We start from the raw sequence: 15,808 nt of genomic DNA, 5'->3' as shown, positions 1-15,808 counted from the left end.
TATCGCGACGTATTTCTGTGTTAAACTCAACGCGATTTTATGAAATCCTGGGTTGAGGTATCTCTGAACACACCGGCACAGCTCTCTTTGCCACTTTATCTTCCTGACGACGAAACTTTCGCAAGTTTCTGGCCGGGGGATAACTCCTCTTTACTGGCTGCACTGCAAAACGTGCTGCGTCAGGAACATAGCGGGTATATTTATCTCTGGTCGCGTGAAGGCGCTGGCCGTAGTCATTTGCTGCATGCAGCCTGTGCGGAACTGTCCGCGCGCGGCGATGCGGTAGGCTACGTGCCGCTCGACAAACGCACCTGGTTCGTCCCCGAGGTGCTCGACGGGATGGAGCATTTATCGCTGGTTTGCATTGATAACATCGAATGTGTGGCCGGCGATTCGCTGTGGGAAATGGCGATCTTTGATCTCTACAACCGTATCCTGGAGTCGGGGAAAACGCGCCTGCTGATCACCGGCGATCGTCCGCCAAGACAGCTGAATCTGGGGTTGCCGGATCTCGCCTCACGCCTGGACTGGGGGCAAATCTACAAGCTACAACCGCTTTCCGATGAAGATAAGCTGCAGGCGTTGCAATTACGCGCCAGACTTCGTGGATTTGAACTGCCGGAAGATGTGGGACGTTTTCTGCTAAAGCGTCTGGATCGAGAAATGCGAACGCTGTTTATGACGCTGGATCAGTTAGATCATGCGTCGATCACCGCCCAGCGTAAGTTGACCATTCCGTTCGTAAAAGAAATTCTGAAGCTGTAAGCGCCGCAGCCGAGCAGACTGCGGCAGGTTGCAGGTTAACCGACGATTTCCAGTACCTGCTCGGGCGGGCGTCCAATTCGAGCCTGACCTTTGGCAACCACAATCGGGCGCTCCATCAGTTTCGGGTTTTCCACCATTGCCTGAATTAGCGCGTCTTCACTCAGATTTTTGTCCGCCAGGTTAAGCGATTTATAGAGATCCTCTTTCTGGCGCATCAGTTCACGCGCGCTGGACATGCCGAGCATCTGCAACAGTTCACGCAGGGTTGCTGCGTCAGCCGGCGTTTCCAGATACAACACCACTTCCGGGTCCACGCCGTTGGACTTCAGTAATTCCAGCGTTTCACGGCTCTTGGAGCAGCGTGGGTTATGGTAGATTTTAATCGCGTCTGACATGACTTCTCCTTGCATAACAATACTGCCGGATGGCGGCCAAAAGACCTTATCCGGCCTACATATTGCGTCTGACGTAGGCCGGATAAGACGCTACAGCGTCGCCATCCGGCAAGGGTTCGATAATTACATTTTCGTGTACGGTTTAAAGCGTTCTTGCAGCTGGCGTAGCTGGTCAATACGGGCATCGTATCTGGCCTGCTGCTGGCTACCCAGTTTCACCTGAGAGCTTGCGCTGCTGAGCATCGAAATAGCCTGATCCAGACGTCCCGCGAGGGCATACCCCTCCGCGCGCGCCGCCAGCTCCTGATCGCGGTTGCTCAGGTTGGCTTCTGTTTGCGCTAACAGATCCCAGCCGTTAGGGTCATCTTTATGGTTAAACGTATAGCGATTCAGGATGGTCGCCGCCTCTTTGGCTTGTCCACCCTGTAAATAGGCATTCGCCAGGTTGAGCTGCAGAACCGGGTTAGTGCGCAGGTCGCGGGCGTTTTTCAGGCGGTTAATGGCATCACTGGTTTTCTTCTGGCCGAGATCGATATCTGTTGCCAGGTCGAGATACCAGGCATTGTTAGGATCCGCCGCCAGCAGCGGTTGCAGCGCTTTACGCGCCTCGTCGTATTTACTGGCTTCCATCGCCTGCAATGCCCGGCCATACTGCGCCGCACGTTGCTCACGTACGTTGCCTTTCGACCAGCTACTCAGCAGGTCATCGGTCAACTGGTTACGACCAGAGTTGTACATGCCTAAGGTTCGTGCCTTAGCCAGATAAAAATCTTCTGACGACTGGACGACCACCGGGCGCATCTGGTTGGCGCGGTTACGGGCATCAGACAGACGGCTTTCCGGCAGGGGGTGAGTCAGCAAAATTTCCGGGGGACGCGAAGAGTAACGAGCCTGGTCGAGCAGTTTTTCCAGGAACGTTGGCATGGCCTGGGGATCGAATCCCGAGCGTTGCAGTACCTGAATACCAATGCGATCTGCTTCCTGTTCGTTTTGCTGCGTAAAGCTGATCATTCCCTGACGTGTACCCGCCAGCGTACCGGTCAGCGCCGCCATACCCGCCTGCGGGCTGGCCATTGCTAATAAAATTGAACCTAATGCGCCAACCCACGTTAGCGGTGCGCTACGTTTCTGGTCTTCCATGGCACGCGCCAGGTGGCGTTGCGTGACGTGGGAAATTTCGTGCGCCATAACCGATGCCAGCTGGCTTTCGTTGTCGGAATAGCGGAATAGTGCGGAGTGCAGGACAACGTTGCCGCCAAAGAAAGCAAAGGCGTTGATTTCATCGTTGTTAATCAAAAAGAAGGTGAAGGGCGTTTTTACCGAGTCGGCGTGCGAGACCAGACGCATCCCCAGTGCATTAATGTATTGGGTGAGCAATGGATCGTTAATTAATGGCGCACTACCGCGCAGTTGGCGTACGTAATAATCGCCCATCTGCATTTCCTGTCCTATGGAAAGCGTACTGCCTGCCGACGTTCCCATATCAGGCAGGGTGTCCGCAGTATCAGCAAATGCGGGCGCAACCTGACCGATAGTCAGTGCGGCAATGAGGGTAGCAACCAGGTTTTTTTTCAACTGCCTGAACATAACCTCTGTCCTGTATTCTTTTTTGAGATAGCCATTTGACCGATGCTGTGAAGTATCGTTCACACTCCGCAAGCTTACGGAGTGTAACTGCGAAACCTGACGATGAACACCCAGGAAAAATGTCTTTTCACTTTGCGTAATCAGCCATAAAAAGCGAAGTCTTTTTTGTGACATTTCGATACAATTCGGGATCGCAATCCCGCTATTGGGTTCATGGAAGGGTTTTATGCTCGAAATGTTGATGCAATGGTATCGTCGCCGCTTTAGCGACCCCGAAGCCATCGCCCTGCTGATTATTCTTGTTGCCGGTTTTGGCATCCTGTTTTTCTTTAGCGGTCTTTTGGCGCCGCTGCTGGTCGCCATTGTGCTGGCGTACCTGCTTGAATGGCCGACAGTGCGGCTGGAACATATTGGGTGTTCACGGCGTTGGGCGACATCGATTGTGCTGGTGGTGTTTGTCGGTATTTTACTGCTGATGGCTTTTGTGGTGATGCCCGTTGCGTGGCAGCAGGGAATTTACCTGATCCGCGACATGCCAGGCATGCTCAATAAATTGTCTGATTTTGCCGCCACCTTGCCACGACGTTACCCGGCGCTGATGGATGCGGGCATCATTGATGCGATGGCGGAAAATATGCGCTCGCGAATGCTCACCATGGGCGATTCGGTGGTGAAATATTCGCTGGCCTCACTGGTCGGTTTGCTGACGCTGGCGGTTTACCTGGTTCTCGTCCCATTGATGGTGTTCTTTCTGATCAAAGATAAAGGACAGATGCTGAACGCCGTGCGCCGGGTGCTGCCGCGTAACCGCGGGCTGGCGGGGCAGGTATGGAAAGAGATGAATCAGCAAATCACCAACTATATCCGCGGGAAGGTGCTGGAAATGGTGGTGGTCGGCGTAGCAACCTGGCTCGGCTTCTTGCTGTTTGGTCTCAACTATTCGCTGCTGCTGGCGGTGTTGGTCGGGTTCTCGGTGCTGATCCCGTATATCGGCGCTTTTGTGGTGACGATTCCGGTGGTTGGCGTGGCGCTGTTCCAGTTCGGGCTTGGCACCGAGTTCTGGAGCTGTTTTGCCGTGTACCTGATAATCCAGGCACTGGACGGCAATTTGCTGGTTCCCGTGCTGTTCTCCGAGGCGGTCAATCTGCATCCACTGGTGATTATTCTCTCCGTGGTGATTTTCGGCGGTTTGTGGGGATTCTGGGGCGTATTCTTTGCGATTCCTCTGGCGACGTTAATCAAAGCGGTAATGCATGCCTGGCCGGATGGTCAGGTCGTTGACGAACCCTAATCTGCAAGATCCGGCGATATCATGTCGCCGGATCTGAACTTGTCTGACCTCTATCCACACTTTCTGAATAATCTCTTCTGCTGCCGTTTTTCTCCGCGTTTGTATTTAACTTGACCATCGTGATGTCTTTTAGTCACACAAGGATTAAGGCCAACAGGAGAACAAAATGGGTCACAGCACACACACGCAGCAAAAGGTGGGATGGGGCGGTTATCTCGCTTTTTTTATTACGATTATTCTTTTTTCCGGCATGTTTGCGAAAAGTACCGAATGGTGGCGGGTCTTTGACTTCACCGTCCTCAACGGTGCGTTTGGGCAGATTAATGCTGCGGGCGACACGGCGGTCTCTTTTCGTGGCACTGGGGGGATGGGGGCAAAAGACGGCTTCTTATTCGCGCTTGAACTGGCGCCTTCCGTCATTCTTTCGCTCGGGATTATTTCCGTCACCGAAGGGTTGGGTGGGTTGCGCGCGGCACAACAGCTGATGACGCCGGTCCTGCGTCCGTTACTGGGCATTCCGGGTATTTGTTCGCTGGCGTTGATTGCGAATTTGCAAAATACCGATGCCGCGGCAGGGATGACCAAAGAAATGGCGGAAGAGGGCATTATCACAGAGCAGGAACGCGCTATTTTTGCCTGCTGGCAAACCAGCGGTAGCGCGTGCATTACCAACTATTTTTCTTCTGGCGCAGCGCTGTTTACGATGGTGACCGTTCCGGTGATTACGCCGCTGGCGGTGATCCTTGTCTTCAAATTTGTGGGTGCGAACCTGTTGCGTGTGTGGATCGCGCAGCTGGAAAATCGCCGTATGCAGCAGGAGGCGTGAGATGACAACGCAGGTACGTAAAAACGTCATGGATATGTTTATCGATGGCGCACGGCGCGGGTTTACCATTGCAACAACCAGTCTGTTGCCTAACGTGGTGATGGCGTTTGTGATTATTCAGGCGCTGAAGGTGACAGGGCTGCTCGAGGTTGTCGGGCGGGTATGCGAGCCGGTAATGGCGCTGTGGGGGCTGCCAGGGGAATCTGCCACTGTGCTGCTGGCAGCGGTGATGAGTATGGGAGGCGGTGTCGGCGTGTGCGCCAGCCTGGTTGTCGCCGGTACGCTTTCGGGACATGATGCCACGGTGTTGTTACCGGCTATCTACCTGATGGGCAATCCGGTGCAAAATGTGGGCCGTTGTCTGGGGACCGCGGGGGTTCATCCTCGTTATTATCCGCTAATTATTGCGGTATGCGTCATTAATTCGCTGCTCTCTATTTGGGTTATGCAGGTTATTGCCTGACAAGGAAGGTTATGAACTTTTCAATTCTTGATTTGACGTTGTTCCAGCAGGGACACGTGTATGCGCCGGAAGATTTAGGGCGACAGGATATACTGGTCTCCGGCAGCAAAATTGTTGCCATCGCCCCGTCAATTTCTCCTGAAGACTTTCCCGGTTGCGAGTGTATCAATCTTGACGGCGCGATTGTGTGCCCAGGATTTATCGATCAACACGTCCATCTTATTGGCGGCGGTGGGGAAGCGGGGCCGCATACCCGCACGCCGGAAGTGCGCTTGTCACGGCTGGTTGAAGCTGGTGTCACGTCGGTGGTGGGTTTGCTGGGTACCGATGGCATTACCCGTCACCCTGAATCGCTGCTGGCAAAAACCCGCGCGCTGGAGTTTGAAGGTATCAGCGCCTGGATGCTGACCGGGGCGTACTCTCTGCCTTCCCCGACTATCACCGGCAGCATCGATCGCGACGTGGCGCTGATCGATAAAGTGATTGGCGTGAAGTGTGCGGTTTCGGACCATCGTTCTTCAGCCCCGGATACTTCGGCGCTGGCAAATATGGCGGCGCAGTCGCGTGTCGGCGGATTGTTAGGGCGCAAACCGGGGATCAGCGTTTTCCATATGGGCGACAGCCCGCGCATGCTGGAACCGTTGTACCAGATCCTTGACTGTTGCGATGTGCCGATTACTAAACTGTTGCCGACACACGTTAACCGTGCGGAACCGTTGTTCCAGGCGGCGCTGGAGTATGCCCGTAAAGGCGGTTATATCGACATTACCAGCAGCATTGATGAGCCCGTCGACCCCGCCACGGCTATCGCCACGGCGCTGCGCCAGAACGTGCCGCTGTCGCGCATTACCCTGAGCTCGGATGGCAACGGCAGCCAGCCGGAATTTGATGAGCTTGGCAATCTCACCGGCATCGGTGTCGCGGGGTTTGAATCACTGGCTGAGACGGTGCGCCAGTTGGTGAAGGTTCATGCCATACCGCTGGAACAGGCGCTGTGTCCGCTGACGCGTACGGTCGCAGAATTTTTGGCACTGGAGCATAAAGGGCGTCTGGCGGTGGGATGCGATGCGGACATTCTGGTGCTCAACGACGCGCTGGAAGTTCATCACCTGTGGGCGAAGGGAAAAGCCGTAGTCAGGGAGCAGAAAGCGTGTGTGGAAGGGACGTTTGAGTAACCGGGCGGTCATCTGCCGGATGGCGACGCTAACGCGTCTTATCCGGCCTACGCGCGTGCATTTGTAGGCCGGATAAGGTGTTCACGCCGCCATCCGGCATTTCACGGTCAGGCGTTCTCTTTCAGCCAATTCAATACCACGTCGTGGTGGTTGCTGGTTTTGAAGTCATCAAACACATGCTCAATTTTCCCTTCGGCATCAATCAGGAAGCTGATGCGGTGGATGCCATCGTAGGTTTTGCCCATAAATGACTTCTCACCCCAGACGCCGAACTGCTCGCAAACCTGATGATCTTCATCGGACAGGAGCGTGAAATTCAGGACTTCTTTCTCCGCGAATCGGGAAAGCTTCTCTGGTTTGTCGGTGCTGATCCCCAGCACTTCAACACCCGCTTTTTTTAACTCATCCATGTTATCGCGCAGGCCGCAGGCCTGTACGGTACAGCCGGGTGTCATGGCTTTCGGGTAAAAATAAACCAGAACACGCTGTCCCTGGAAGTCGGTTAAATTTACTTGTTCTCCGTCTTGATCCGGCAAGCTAAATTTCGGTGCGATATCACCGGCTTTCAGTGGGTTCATTACTTAACTCCATCCTGTTCATCATGCTGTGAGTAATTGACGACGTTAATACTGCCTTGCGCATTGAGTTCTGTACAGAGTGCTTTAAACGCATCTTCAATATTTGCCGAATCATGTGACGCAGGACTATGTGCGGTAATTTGAATAAACAACTGCGCCGCCTTTCCATTCTCAGCCGGTTGCGTGCGTGAAACCAGTTCCGCAATATTCATTTGGTGGCTGTCAAACAGAGCGGTGAAGCGTTCAATCAAATGGGGAGAATCAGGGACATCGACCTGCACCCATACCGTAGCAGGCATCGCCGGACGGGGGCGCGCGGTTGTGCGCTTCATCACAATGAGTAAATCCAGCTCTGCGCCTTTTAATGGCAGGGTTGATTCAATCAGGGTGATGGCATTCCAGGTGCCCGACAGCAACATGATAAACGTGAACTCATCACCCAGCATGGCCAGTCGGCTGTCTTCGATATTACAGCCGCAACTGCTGACATGACGTGTGATGGTGTTCACAATTCCTGGGCGATCGGCACCCAGCGCAGTAATGACCAGATAGTGTTGCGATGACGATGTCAAACCTGTTCTTCCTTTGAGCGGTGAGGTAATCATAAGGAAAGCATAAAAAAAACATGCATACAACAATCAGAACGGCTCTGGTCGCTTGCTTTTATTGTCGTACCAAACGTACCATTGAGACACTTGTTTGCACAGAGGATGGCCCATGTTCACGGGAAGTATTGTCGCGCTTGTTACGCCGATGGATGAGAAAGGTAAAGTCTGCCGGTCGAGCCTGAAAAAACTGATTGATTATCATGTCGCCAGCGGCACCTCGGCGATCGTTTCTGTTGGCACCACCGGTGAGTCCGCCACCCTGAGTCATGATGAACATGGCGATGTGGTGATGATGACGCTGGAACTGGCTGACGGGCGTATTCCGGTGATTGCCGGAACCGGCGCCAATGCGACCGCGGAAGCCATTAGTCTGACGCAGCGTTTCAACGACAGCGGTGTTGTCGGCTGCCTGACGGTGACGCCTTACTACAACCGCCCAACCCAGGAAGGTTTGTTCCAGCATTTCAAAGCCATCGCTGAGCATACTGACCTGCCGCAAATTCTGTATAATGTGCCGTCCCGTACTGGCTGCGATATGCTGCCGGAAACCGTTGGTCGTCTGGCGAAAGTTAAAAATATTATCGCTATTAAAGAAGCCACGGGGAACTTAAGTCGCGTTCACCAGATCAAAGAGCTGGTTTCGGACGACTTTATTCTGCTCAGCGGTGATGACGCGACCGGACTGGATTTTATGCAGCTCGGTGGTCATGGCGTGATTTCCGTAACGTCTAACGTTGCGGCACGTGATATGGCTGAAATGTGCAAACTGGCGGCAGCCGGGCAATTTGCCGAGGCGCGGGTGATTAACCAGCGTCTGATGCCGTTACACAACAAACTATTTGTCGAACCCAATCCTATCCCCGTGAAATGGGCGTGTAAGGAGTTGGGACTTGTGGCGACCGATACGCTACGTCTGCCGATGACGCCAATCACGGACAATGCTCGTGAAATCGTCAAAGCGGCGCTTAAGCATGCCGGTTTGCTGTAAAGTTTAGGGAGATTTGATGGCTTACTCAGTACAAAAGTCGCGCCTGGCCAAGGTTGCGGGTGTTTCGCTTGTTATGTTGCTCGCGGCCTGTAGCTCTGACTCGCGCTATAAGCGCCAGGTGAGCGGTGATGAATCCTATCTGGAGGCCGCACCGCTTGCTGAGCTTCATGCTCCAGCTGGGATGATTTTGCCGGTTATGTCGGGCGACTATAATATCCCGGTAACCAACGGCAGTGGTGCCGTGGGTAAAGCGCTGGATATTCGTCCACCGGCTCAGCCGTTAGCATTAGTCACCGGTGCTCGCACACAGATCGCGGGTGATACGTCGACATTACTGGTGGAAAACGGTCGTGGCAACACACTGTGGCCGCAGGTCGTTAGCGTCATTCAGTCTAAAAACTACACGATCACCAAACGTGATGATGCCAGCCAGACGTTGACCACCGACTGGGTTGACTGGAACCGTCTGGATGAAGACGAGCAGTACCGTGGACGTTATCAAATCTCGGTTAAACCGCAGGGCTATCAGCAAGCGGTAACGGTGAAACTGGTTAACCTCGAGCAGGCGGGTAAACCCGTAGCCGATGCGGCATCAATGCAGCGTTACAGCGCTGAGATGATGAACGTTATCTCTGCTGGTCTGGATAAGAACGCCACCGACGCCGCGAATGCCGCGCAGAACCGCTCTGCAGCCACCATGGATGTTCAGAGCGCCGCCGATGACACCGGTTTACCAATGCTGGTGGTACGTGGGCCGTTCAACGTGGTGTGGCAGCGTCTGCCGGCAGCGCTTGAGAAAGTGGGGATGAAGGTAACCGACAGCACCCGTTCTCAGGGCAGCATCGCGGTGACCTACAAACCACTGTCCGATAGCAACTGGCAGGAGTTGGGCGCAAGCGATCCGGGTCTGGTATCCGGCGACTATAAACTGCAGGTCGGTGATTTAGACAACCGCAGCAGCTTGCAGTTTATCGATCCGAAGGGGCATACCCTGACGCAAAGCCAGAACGACGCGCTGGTCGCCGTCTTCCAGGCAGCGTTCAGTAAGTAAAAATAAAGGGCTGGATAACTCCAGCCCTTTTTTTCTGATATGATACGCAAACGTGTGCGTCGGCAGAAAAACGCAATATTTATCGTTAATTCACACCCAGGAGTAATAAAGATGCAAAAGCAAGCTGAGTTGTATCGTGGTAAAGCGAAGACCGTATACAGCACGGAAAACCCGGACCTGTTGGTGCTCGAATTCCGCAATGATACGTCAGCAGGGGATGGCGCGCGCATTGAACAGTTTGACCGTAAAGGCATGGTGAACAACAAATTCAACCATTTCATTATGACTAAACTGCAAGAAGCGGGTATTCCTACCCAGATGGAGCGACTGCTTTCTGATACCGAATGTCTGGTGAAAAAACTGGAGATGGTACCGGTTGAATGTGTGGTACGTAACCGCGCGGCAGGCTCTCTGGTTAAGCGTTTAGGCGTTGAGGAAGGTATTGAACTGAATCCGCCGCTGTTTGATCTGTTCCTGAAAAACGATGCTATGCACGATCCAATGATTAACGATTCCTATTGCGAAACTTTTGGTTGGGTGAGCAAAGAGAATCTGGCACGTATGAAAGAGCTGACCTACAAAGCTAACGACGTGCTGAAAAAGATGTTTGATGATGCTGGTCTGATTCTGGTCGACTTCAAACTTGAGTTTGGTTTGTATAAAGGTGAAGTGGTCCTGGGTGATGAATTCTCACCGGACGGTAGCCGCCTGTGGGACAAAGAAACGCTGGATAAAATGGACAAAGATCGCTTCCGCCAGAGTCTGGGCGGCCTGATCGAAGCCTATGAAGCCGTCGCGCATCGCCTGGGTGTGAAGTTAGACTAATCATCCCCTGAGCCGGCGATCGCTCTCCGGCTCATTAACCCCACCTGATTTGATTACTATTTCTTATGGTAATCCTGTTCCGAACCGCCTACGATCATCATCATAATGAATAAAAAGTTGAGGTGATTATGCGCTGGCAAGGGCGTCGTGAAAGTGACAACGTGGAAGACAGACGAAACAGCTCTGGCGGCCCCTCTATGGGTGGGCCTGGTTTTCGTCTGCCCAGTGGTAAAGGAGGCATCATCCTGCTGATTGTGGTGCTGGTGGCGGGTTACTATGGCGTGGATCTCACCGGGCTAATGACTGGCCAGCCGGTCTCCCAACAGCAATCATCACGCTCCATCAGCCCAAACGATGATGAAGCGGCAAAATTTACCTCGGTGATTCTGGCTACAACAGAAGATACCTGGGGACAGCAGTTTGAAAAAATGGGTCGCACCTACCAACAGCCGAAGCTGGTGATGTACCGGGGCGCGACGCGTACCGGCTGCGGCGCGGGTCAGTCCGTGATGGGACCGTTTTATTGCCCGGCAGATGGTACGGTTTACATCGACCTTTCATTCTATGACGACATGAAAAACAAGCTGGGCGCCGATGGTGATTTTGCTCAGGGCTATGTTATCGCCCATGAAGTGGGTCACCACGTGCAGAAACTGCTGGGCATTGAACCTAAAGTTCGTCAGATGCAGCAGAATGCCTCACAGGCAGAAGTGAACCGTCTTTCCGTTCGAATGGAACTGCAGGCAGACTGCTTTGCCGGTGTCTGGGGCCACAGCATGCAGCAGCAGGGCGTACTGGAGTCTGGTGACCTGGAAGAGGCACTGAACGCCGCACAGGCCATTGGTGACGATCGTCTGCAACAGCAGGGACAAGGACGCGTAGTACCGGACAGCTTTACTCACGGAACCTCTGAACAGCGTTTTACCTGGTTCAAACGCGGCTTTGACAGCGGCGATCCGGGGCAATGTAATACTTTTGGTAAAGGTATTTAAGATACTGAGGCAGGGATGTCCGATAACACGGCGCTGAGCGCGTTAACCGAACAAATGACCCACGAAGGGATCCGTCGTCTGCTGATTATCAGCGGCGAGGATAACTGGTGTCAGGAACAGGCATTAGCGCTACGTAGCACGTTACCCGGCGACTGGCTGTGGGTAGGGGAGCAAGCCCCTACCGAGCCGTGCTGTACGCCGCAGGCGCTAAAAACATTATTAGGGCGCGAGTTTCGTCATGCGGTTTTTGACGCAGGGCAGGGTTTTGACGCTGCGGCGTTTGCCGCCTTATGCGGCACACTGCTTGCTGGCAGTTGGCTGGTTTTGCTGACCCCACCCTGGCATTCCTGGCACACGCATCCGGACGCGGATTCACTACGCTGGAGCGATTGTGCTGAACCTATCCCTACACCGCACTTTATCGAACACGTCAAACGGGTGATTTCCCGCGATAGACAGGCTCTGCACTGGCAGCAGCATCAGCCGGTTACCTGTCCGCATTTTCCTGCTCGCGCAGCCTGGCATGCGGCAACCGGCGAACCCCAGCCAGAACAGGCGATGATATTAAATCATTTGCTGGCTATGCCTCCCGGTGTGGTTGCGGTGACGGCCGCACGGGGTCGGGGCAAGTCCGCTCTGGCAGGGCAACTCATAGCGCGGATTAACGGCACTGCGATTGTGACAGCGCCTGCCAAAGCGGCAACCGATGTGCTGGCGCAATTTGCCGGAGAGCGTTACCGTTTTATGGCCCCGGATGCGCTGTTAAGCAGTTCTGCAATCGCAGACTGGCTAATTGTGGATGAAGCCGCCGCGATCCCCGCGCCGCTGCTGCATCAACTGGTGGCGTGTTTTCCTCGTACGCTGTTAACCACTACAGTACAAGGCTACGAGGGAACGGGTCGAGGCTTCTTGCTGAAATTCTGTGCCCGCTTCCCCAATCTTCAACGCTATGAGTTGCAGCAACCGGTACGCTGGGCGCAGGGATGTCCGCTGGAGCAAATCGTCAGCGATGCGCTGGTGTTTGATGATGAAACGTTCACGCATGCCCCATTGGGGGAGCTTCACTTCTCGGCATTTGAGCAACAGTCCTGGCATGCTAATCCGGCGCTGCCGTTAGCGGTATACCAGCTGCTTTCTGGAGCGCATTATCGCACCTCGCCATTGGACCTGCGGCGGATGATGGACGCGCCTGGTCAGCATTTTCTTCAGGCATCAACCGCTGACTCCGTAGCGGGAGCCGTCTGGTTGGTCGATGAAGGGGGACTATCCGCGGAATTAAGCCAGGCTGTCTGGGCCGGATATCGTCGACCGAGAGGGAATCTGGTTGCGCAGTCGCTGGCGGCGCACGGTGGTGACCCGTTGGCGGCGACGCTCGTCGGGAGACGGGTCAGTCGAATTGCGGTTCATCCTGCGCGCCAAAGAGAAGGTATTGGGCAACAGCTGATTATGCTGGCCTACCGCTATTCCACATCGTGTGACTATCTGTCGGTCAGTTTTGGGTATACGGCTGAACTATGGCGTTTCTGGCAACGTTGCGGTTTTGTGCTGGTGCGAATGGGAAATCATCGGGAAGCCAGCAGCGGCTGTTATACCGCCATGGCGTTACTTCCCATTAGCGAAGCGGGGAAACGCCTTGCCGAGCGGGAGCACCAGCATTTGCGCCGTGATGCGGAAATCCTTGCGCGATGGAACGGTGAGAGCATTCCGCTGGTCCCGCTGAAAGAGACTACGCTTAATGAGGATGACTGGGCTGAGCTGGCCGGGTTTGCCTTCGCGCATCGGCCATTATTGACGTCGCTAGGCTGTCTGAGTCGTCTGCTTGAGCACAGTGAGTTACCTCTTCCGGCCTTGCGCGGACGCATCCAGGCTAAACGTAGCGACGCCGAATTGTGCCAACAGCTCAAGATTTCTGGTCGTAAAGCGTTGCTGGTCATTCAGCGCGCCGAAGCGGCGCAGGCATTAAATCAGCTGGATGCAGAGCGTGAACAGCGGCTACATAATCGCATTATGCAATGGCAATTTTTTCACTAACTTCTTCAATTTCCTGGCATGGTCATTGCGGTTAAGCGGCGTAGAATGATTCTCATCAGTTAAGGAGATCGCCATGAAACATGACCATTTTGTTGTTCAAAGTCCCGATAAACCCGCTCAACAGCTACTGCTGCTGTTTCATGGCGTCGGCGATAACCCGGTTGCCATGGGCGAAATCGGCTCCTGGTTTGCGCCGCTGTTTCCGGATGCGCTAATCGTTAGCATTGGTGGAGCAGAGCCTTACGGAACGACGTCCGGACGTCAGTGGTTTTCGGTGCAGGGCGTAACAGAAGAGAATCGTCAGGAACGTGTTGACGCCATTATGCCGGTGTTTATCGAAACCGTGCGCTACTGGCAGAAGCAAAGCGGCGTTTCGCCGCAGGCAACCGCGCTGATTGGTTTTTCTCAAGGTTCGATTATGTCACTTGAGAGCATCAAAGCTGAGCCGGGGCTGGCGTCGCGGGTCATCGCCTTCAATGGCCGCTATGCCACCTTGCCAGAGGCTGCAACCACCGCGACGACGGTGCATTTGATTCACGGTGGTGAAGACCGGGTAATTGAGTTATCTCATGCCGTTGCCGCGCAGGAAGCGTTAATTCGCGCCGGTGGGGATGTGACGCTGGATATCGTCGAAAATCTGGGGCACGCCATTGATGAACGCAGCATGCAGTTTGCGCTCGATCATCTGCGTTTTACCGTACCGAAGCACTACTTTGATGAAGCGCTGAGCGGCGGTAAGCCTCACGATGATGATGTGATTACCATGATCTGATTGATCACCGTAGGCCGGATAAAACGCGAAGCCTTGCCATCCGGCACGTAATGCCCGGTGGCGCTAACGCTTACCGGGCCTACGGGAATTATCGGCCTACTAATTATTTCTTCGGTTGGTCCTTATTCGGCCAATCGTCGTCGTCATCCCATTTATCGTTAAAGTCACGATGCGGGGGAAGCTCCGGCTTGTTGGCAAGAAATTTCTTGTGATCGACGCGCTTGAGATCTTTAATCACGTTCAGCAGCACGCCTACCAGAAACACCAACACCAGAATCCACCAATATTTTGCCAGCCAGTCCATGCTCATTTCCTCTTACAGGAACACTCATCAGGCGACGAGTTGCTCCATGATACGTTGATACATACGGGCAAGCAGCTGCAGGTCGGCGGCATTAACACATTCATTAATTTTATGAATAGTGGCGTTGACCGGCCCAAGTTCTACTACCTGCGCCCCCATGCGGGCAATAAAACGCCCGTCGGACGTCCCGCCTGTAGTCAGTAACTGCGGTTTAATCTCATTATAGTGCTCAATGGCGTTCACCACTGCATCCACCAGTTTACCGCGTTCGGTCAGGAACGGCTGACCGGAAAGCCACCAGTCGACGGTATAACGCAGCTGATGTTTCTCCAGCAGCGCGTGAACCCGTGCTTTAATCATCTCATCGGTCAGCTCAGTGCTGAAACGGAAGTTGAACTGGATAAACAGTTCTCCAGGGATAACGTTGTTGCTGCCGGTTCCAGCCTGGATATTGGCAATCTGCATGCTGGTCGCCGGGAAGAATTCGTTACCCTGATCCCACTCGATCGCCACCAGTTCGTTGAGCATGGGGGCCGCGCGGTGTACCGGGTTATCGGCCAGATGCGGATAGGCTACGTGGCCCTGCACGCCGTGAATGGTCAGGTTGCAGGTCAGTGAACCACGACGTCCATTTTTCACCACGTCGCCAACGATTTCCGTGCTGGATGGCTCACCCACCAGGCAATAATCCAGTCGTTCATTACGCGCCATCAGCGCTTCAACCACCTTCACGGTGCCGTTTTTGGCGCTGGCTTCTTCGTCAGACGTTATCAAAAAGGCCAGACGACCCTGATGGTTTGGATGCTGGGCGACAAAACGTTCTGCGGCCACGACCATCGCCGCCAGTGAACCCTTCATATCGGCAGCGCCACGCCCGAACAACATGCCATCGCGAATGGTCGGTTCGAACGGTGGATTGATCCAGCGATCGACATCGCCGGCAGGCACTACGTCGGTGTGACCGGCAAATGCCAGGGTCTCACCTTTACCGCGCCATGCCCAAAAATTCTGTGTGTCACCAAAGTCCATTCGCTCAACGGTAAAACCTACCGCGCGCAGGCGTTCAATCATTAACGCCTGGCACCCGGCATCATCCGGGCTCAGGGAAGGACGGCGAATAAGCTGCTGTGTCAGCTCAATGACCGGGCACGACATAG

General features: G+C 54.2%; 17 protein-coding genes. 11 read left to right on the top strand and 6 right to left on the bottom strand.

Going from position 1 to position 15,808, the window contains the following annotated elements; translation table 11 throughout:
- Positions 1 to 63 precede the first annotated feature (63 nt).
- Positions 64 to 765: a DnaA inactivator Hda gene (locus OGX83_RS17740; RefSeq protein WP_211924219.1), complete on the top strand. Its 702-nt coding sequence runs from the start codon at positions 64 to 66 to the stop codon at positions 763 to 765.
- A gap of 35 nt (positions 766 to 800) precedes the next feature.
- Here OGX83_RS17740 and arsC read toward each other — a convergent pair whose 3' ends face one another.
- A complete protein-coding gene (gene arsC / locus OGX83_RS17735) occupies positions 801 to 1,160 on the bottom strand; it encodes an arsenate reductase (glutaredoxin) (RefSeq protein WP_003037937.1) in 360 nt (119 codons plus the stop codon).
- A 123-nt stretch (positions 1,161 to 1,283) separates the two neighbouring features.
- Positions 1,284 to 2,747, bottom strand: coding sequence for a beta-barrel assembly-enhancing protease (gene bepA, locus OGX83_RS17730; RefSeq protein WP_008785438.1), 1,464 nt, complete (start codon positions 2,745 to 2,747; stop codon positions 1,284 to 1,286).
- A gap of 226 nt (positions 2,748 to 2,973) precedes the next feature.
- Between bepA and OGX83_RS17725 the strand changes: the two genes are divergently transcribed.
- The 4 genes from OGX83_RS17725 (at position 2,974) to iadA (ending at position 6,502) form a co-directional block, all read left to right on the top strand.
- The gene (locus OGX83_RS17725; protein WP_003037941.1) at positions 2,974 to 4,038 is read left to right on the top strand and encodes an AI-2E family transporter; all 1,065 of its coding nucleotides are present in this window, start codon (positions 2,974 to 2,976) and stop codon (positions 4,036 to 4,038) included.
- A gap of 166 nt (positions 4,039 to 4,204) precedes the next feature.
- Positions 4,205 to 4,864 carry a nucleoside recognition domain-containing protein gene (locus OGX83_RS17720; protein WP_032944189.1) on the top strand — a complete coding sequence of 220 codons (660 nt, stop codon included), beginning with the start codon at positions 4,205 to 4,207 and terminating at the stop codon, positions 4,862 to 4,864.
- Between the two features lies 1 nt (position 4,865).
- Entirely contained in the window at positions 4,866 to 5,327 is a 462-nt protein-coding gene (locus tag OGX83_RS17715; protein ID WP_286588755.1) for a YjiG family protein, read from the top strand.
- A gap of 11 nt (positions 5,328 to 5,338) precedes the next feature.
- Positions 5,339 to 6,502, top strand: a complete 1,164-nt coding sequence (iadA, locus tag OGX83_RS17710) for a beta-aspartyl-peptidase (protein WP_286588753.1) — start codon at positions 5,339 to 5,341, stop codon at positions 6,500 to 6,502.
- 107 nt (positions 6,503 to 6,609) lie between these two features.
- Here the strand turns inward: iadA and bcp are convergent, their stop codons facing one another.
- Both bcp and OGX83_RS17700 read right to left on the bottom strand, forming a co-directional pair.
- Positions 6,610 to 7,080, bottom strand: a complete 471-nt coding sequence (bcp, locus tag OGX83_RS17705) for a thioredoxin-dependent thiol peroxidase (protein ID WP_003037951.1) — start codon at positions 7,078 to 7,080, stop codon at positions 6,610 to 6,612.
- On the bottom strand, positions 7,080 to 7,652 hold the full coding sequence (locus OGX83_RS17700; RefSeq protein ID WP_003037954.1) for a glycine cleavage system transcriptional repressor: 573 nt from the start codon (positions 7,650 to 7,652) through the stop codon (positions 7,080 to 7,082). The genes bcp and OGX83_RS17700 overlap by 1 nt, the downstream gene beginning before the upstream one ends.
- 145 nt (positions 7,653 to 7,797) lie before the next feature.
- Between OGX83_RS17700 and dapA the strand changes: the two genes are divergently transcribed.
- From dapA to ypfH, 6 genes are all read left to right on the top strand, one after another.
- Positions 7,798 to 8,676, top strand: coding sequence for a 4-hydroxy-tetrahydrodipicolinate synthase (gene dapA, locus OGX83_RS17695; RefSeq protein WP_003037957.1), 879 nt, complete (start codon positions 7,798 to 7,800; stop codon positions 8,674 to 8,676).
- Positions 8,677 to 8,692: 16 nt separating this feature from the next.
- Positions 8,693 to 9,727 (top strand): outer membrane protein assembly factor BamC, encoded by a 1,035-nt coding sequence (gene bamC / locus OGX83_RS17690; RefSeq protein ID WP_003835088.1) that lies wholly within the window; start codon positions 8,693 to 8,695, stop codon positions 9,725 to 9,727.
- Between the two features lie 111 nt (positions 9,728 to 9,838).
- On the top strand, positions 9,839 to 10,552 hold the full coding sequence (gene purC, locus OGX83_RS17685; protein ID WP_003835086.1) for a phosphoribosylaminoimidazolesuccinocarboxamide synthase: 714 nt from the start codon (positions 9,839 to 9,841) through the stop codon (positions 10,550 to 10,552).
- 128 nt (positions 10,553 to 10,680) lie between these two features.
- Positions 10,681 to 11,544 carry a KPN_02809 family neutral zinc metallopeptidase gene (ypfJ, locus tag OGX83_RS17680; protein ID WP_032944186.1) on the top strand — a complete coding sequence of 288 codons (864 nt, stop codon included), beginning with the start codon at positions 10,681 to 10,683 and terminating at the stop codon, positions 11,542 to 11,544.
- Positions 11,545 to 11,559: 15 nt separating this feature from the next.
- Complete coding sequence (locus tag OGX83_RS17675) at positions 11,560 to 13,575, top strand: tRNA(Met) cytidine acetyltransferase TmcA (protein ID WP_286588751.1); 2,016 nt, start codon at positions 11,560 to 11,562, stop codon at positions 13,573 to 13,575.
- Between the two features lie 73 nt (positions 13,576 to 13,648).
- Positions 13,649 to 14,347, top strand: a complete 699-nt coding sequence (gene ypfH / locus OGX83_RS17670) for an esterase (RefSeq protein ID WP_008785432.1) — start codon at positions 13,649 to 13,651, stop codon at positions 14,345 to 14,347.
- Positions 14,348 to 14,450: 103 nt separating this feature from the next.
- Here ypfH and OGX83_RS17665 read toward each other — a convergent pair whose 3' ends face one another.
- Both OGX83_RS17665 and dapE read right to left on the bottom strand, forming a co-directional pair.
- Positions 14,451 to 14,651 carry a YpfN family protein gene (locus tag OGX83_RS17665; protein WP_003835080.1) on the bottom strand — a complete coding sequence of 67 codons (201 nt, stop codon included), beginning with the start codon at positions 14,649 to 14,651 and terminating at the stop codon, positions 14,451 to 14,453.
- Positions 14,652 to 14,678: 27 nt separating this feature from the next.
- Positions 14,679 to 15,806, bottom strand: coding sequence for a succinyl-diaminopimelate desuccinylase (gene dapE, locus OGX83_RS17660; protein WP_003037976.1), 1,128 nt, complete (start codon positions 15,804 to 15,806; stop codon positions 14,679 to 14,681).
- Positions 15,807 to 15,808: the final 2 nt, after the last annotated feature.

The sequence above is a fragment of the Citrobacter sp. Cpo074 genome, from assembly GCF_030332745.1.
GTDB classification, from domain to species: domain Bacteria; phylum Pseudomonadota; class Gammaproteobacteria; order Enterobacterales; family Enterobacteriaceae; genus Citrobacter; species Citrobacter portucalensis.
This window is presented reverse-complemented; position numbering and strand designations above follow the sequence as displayed.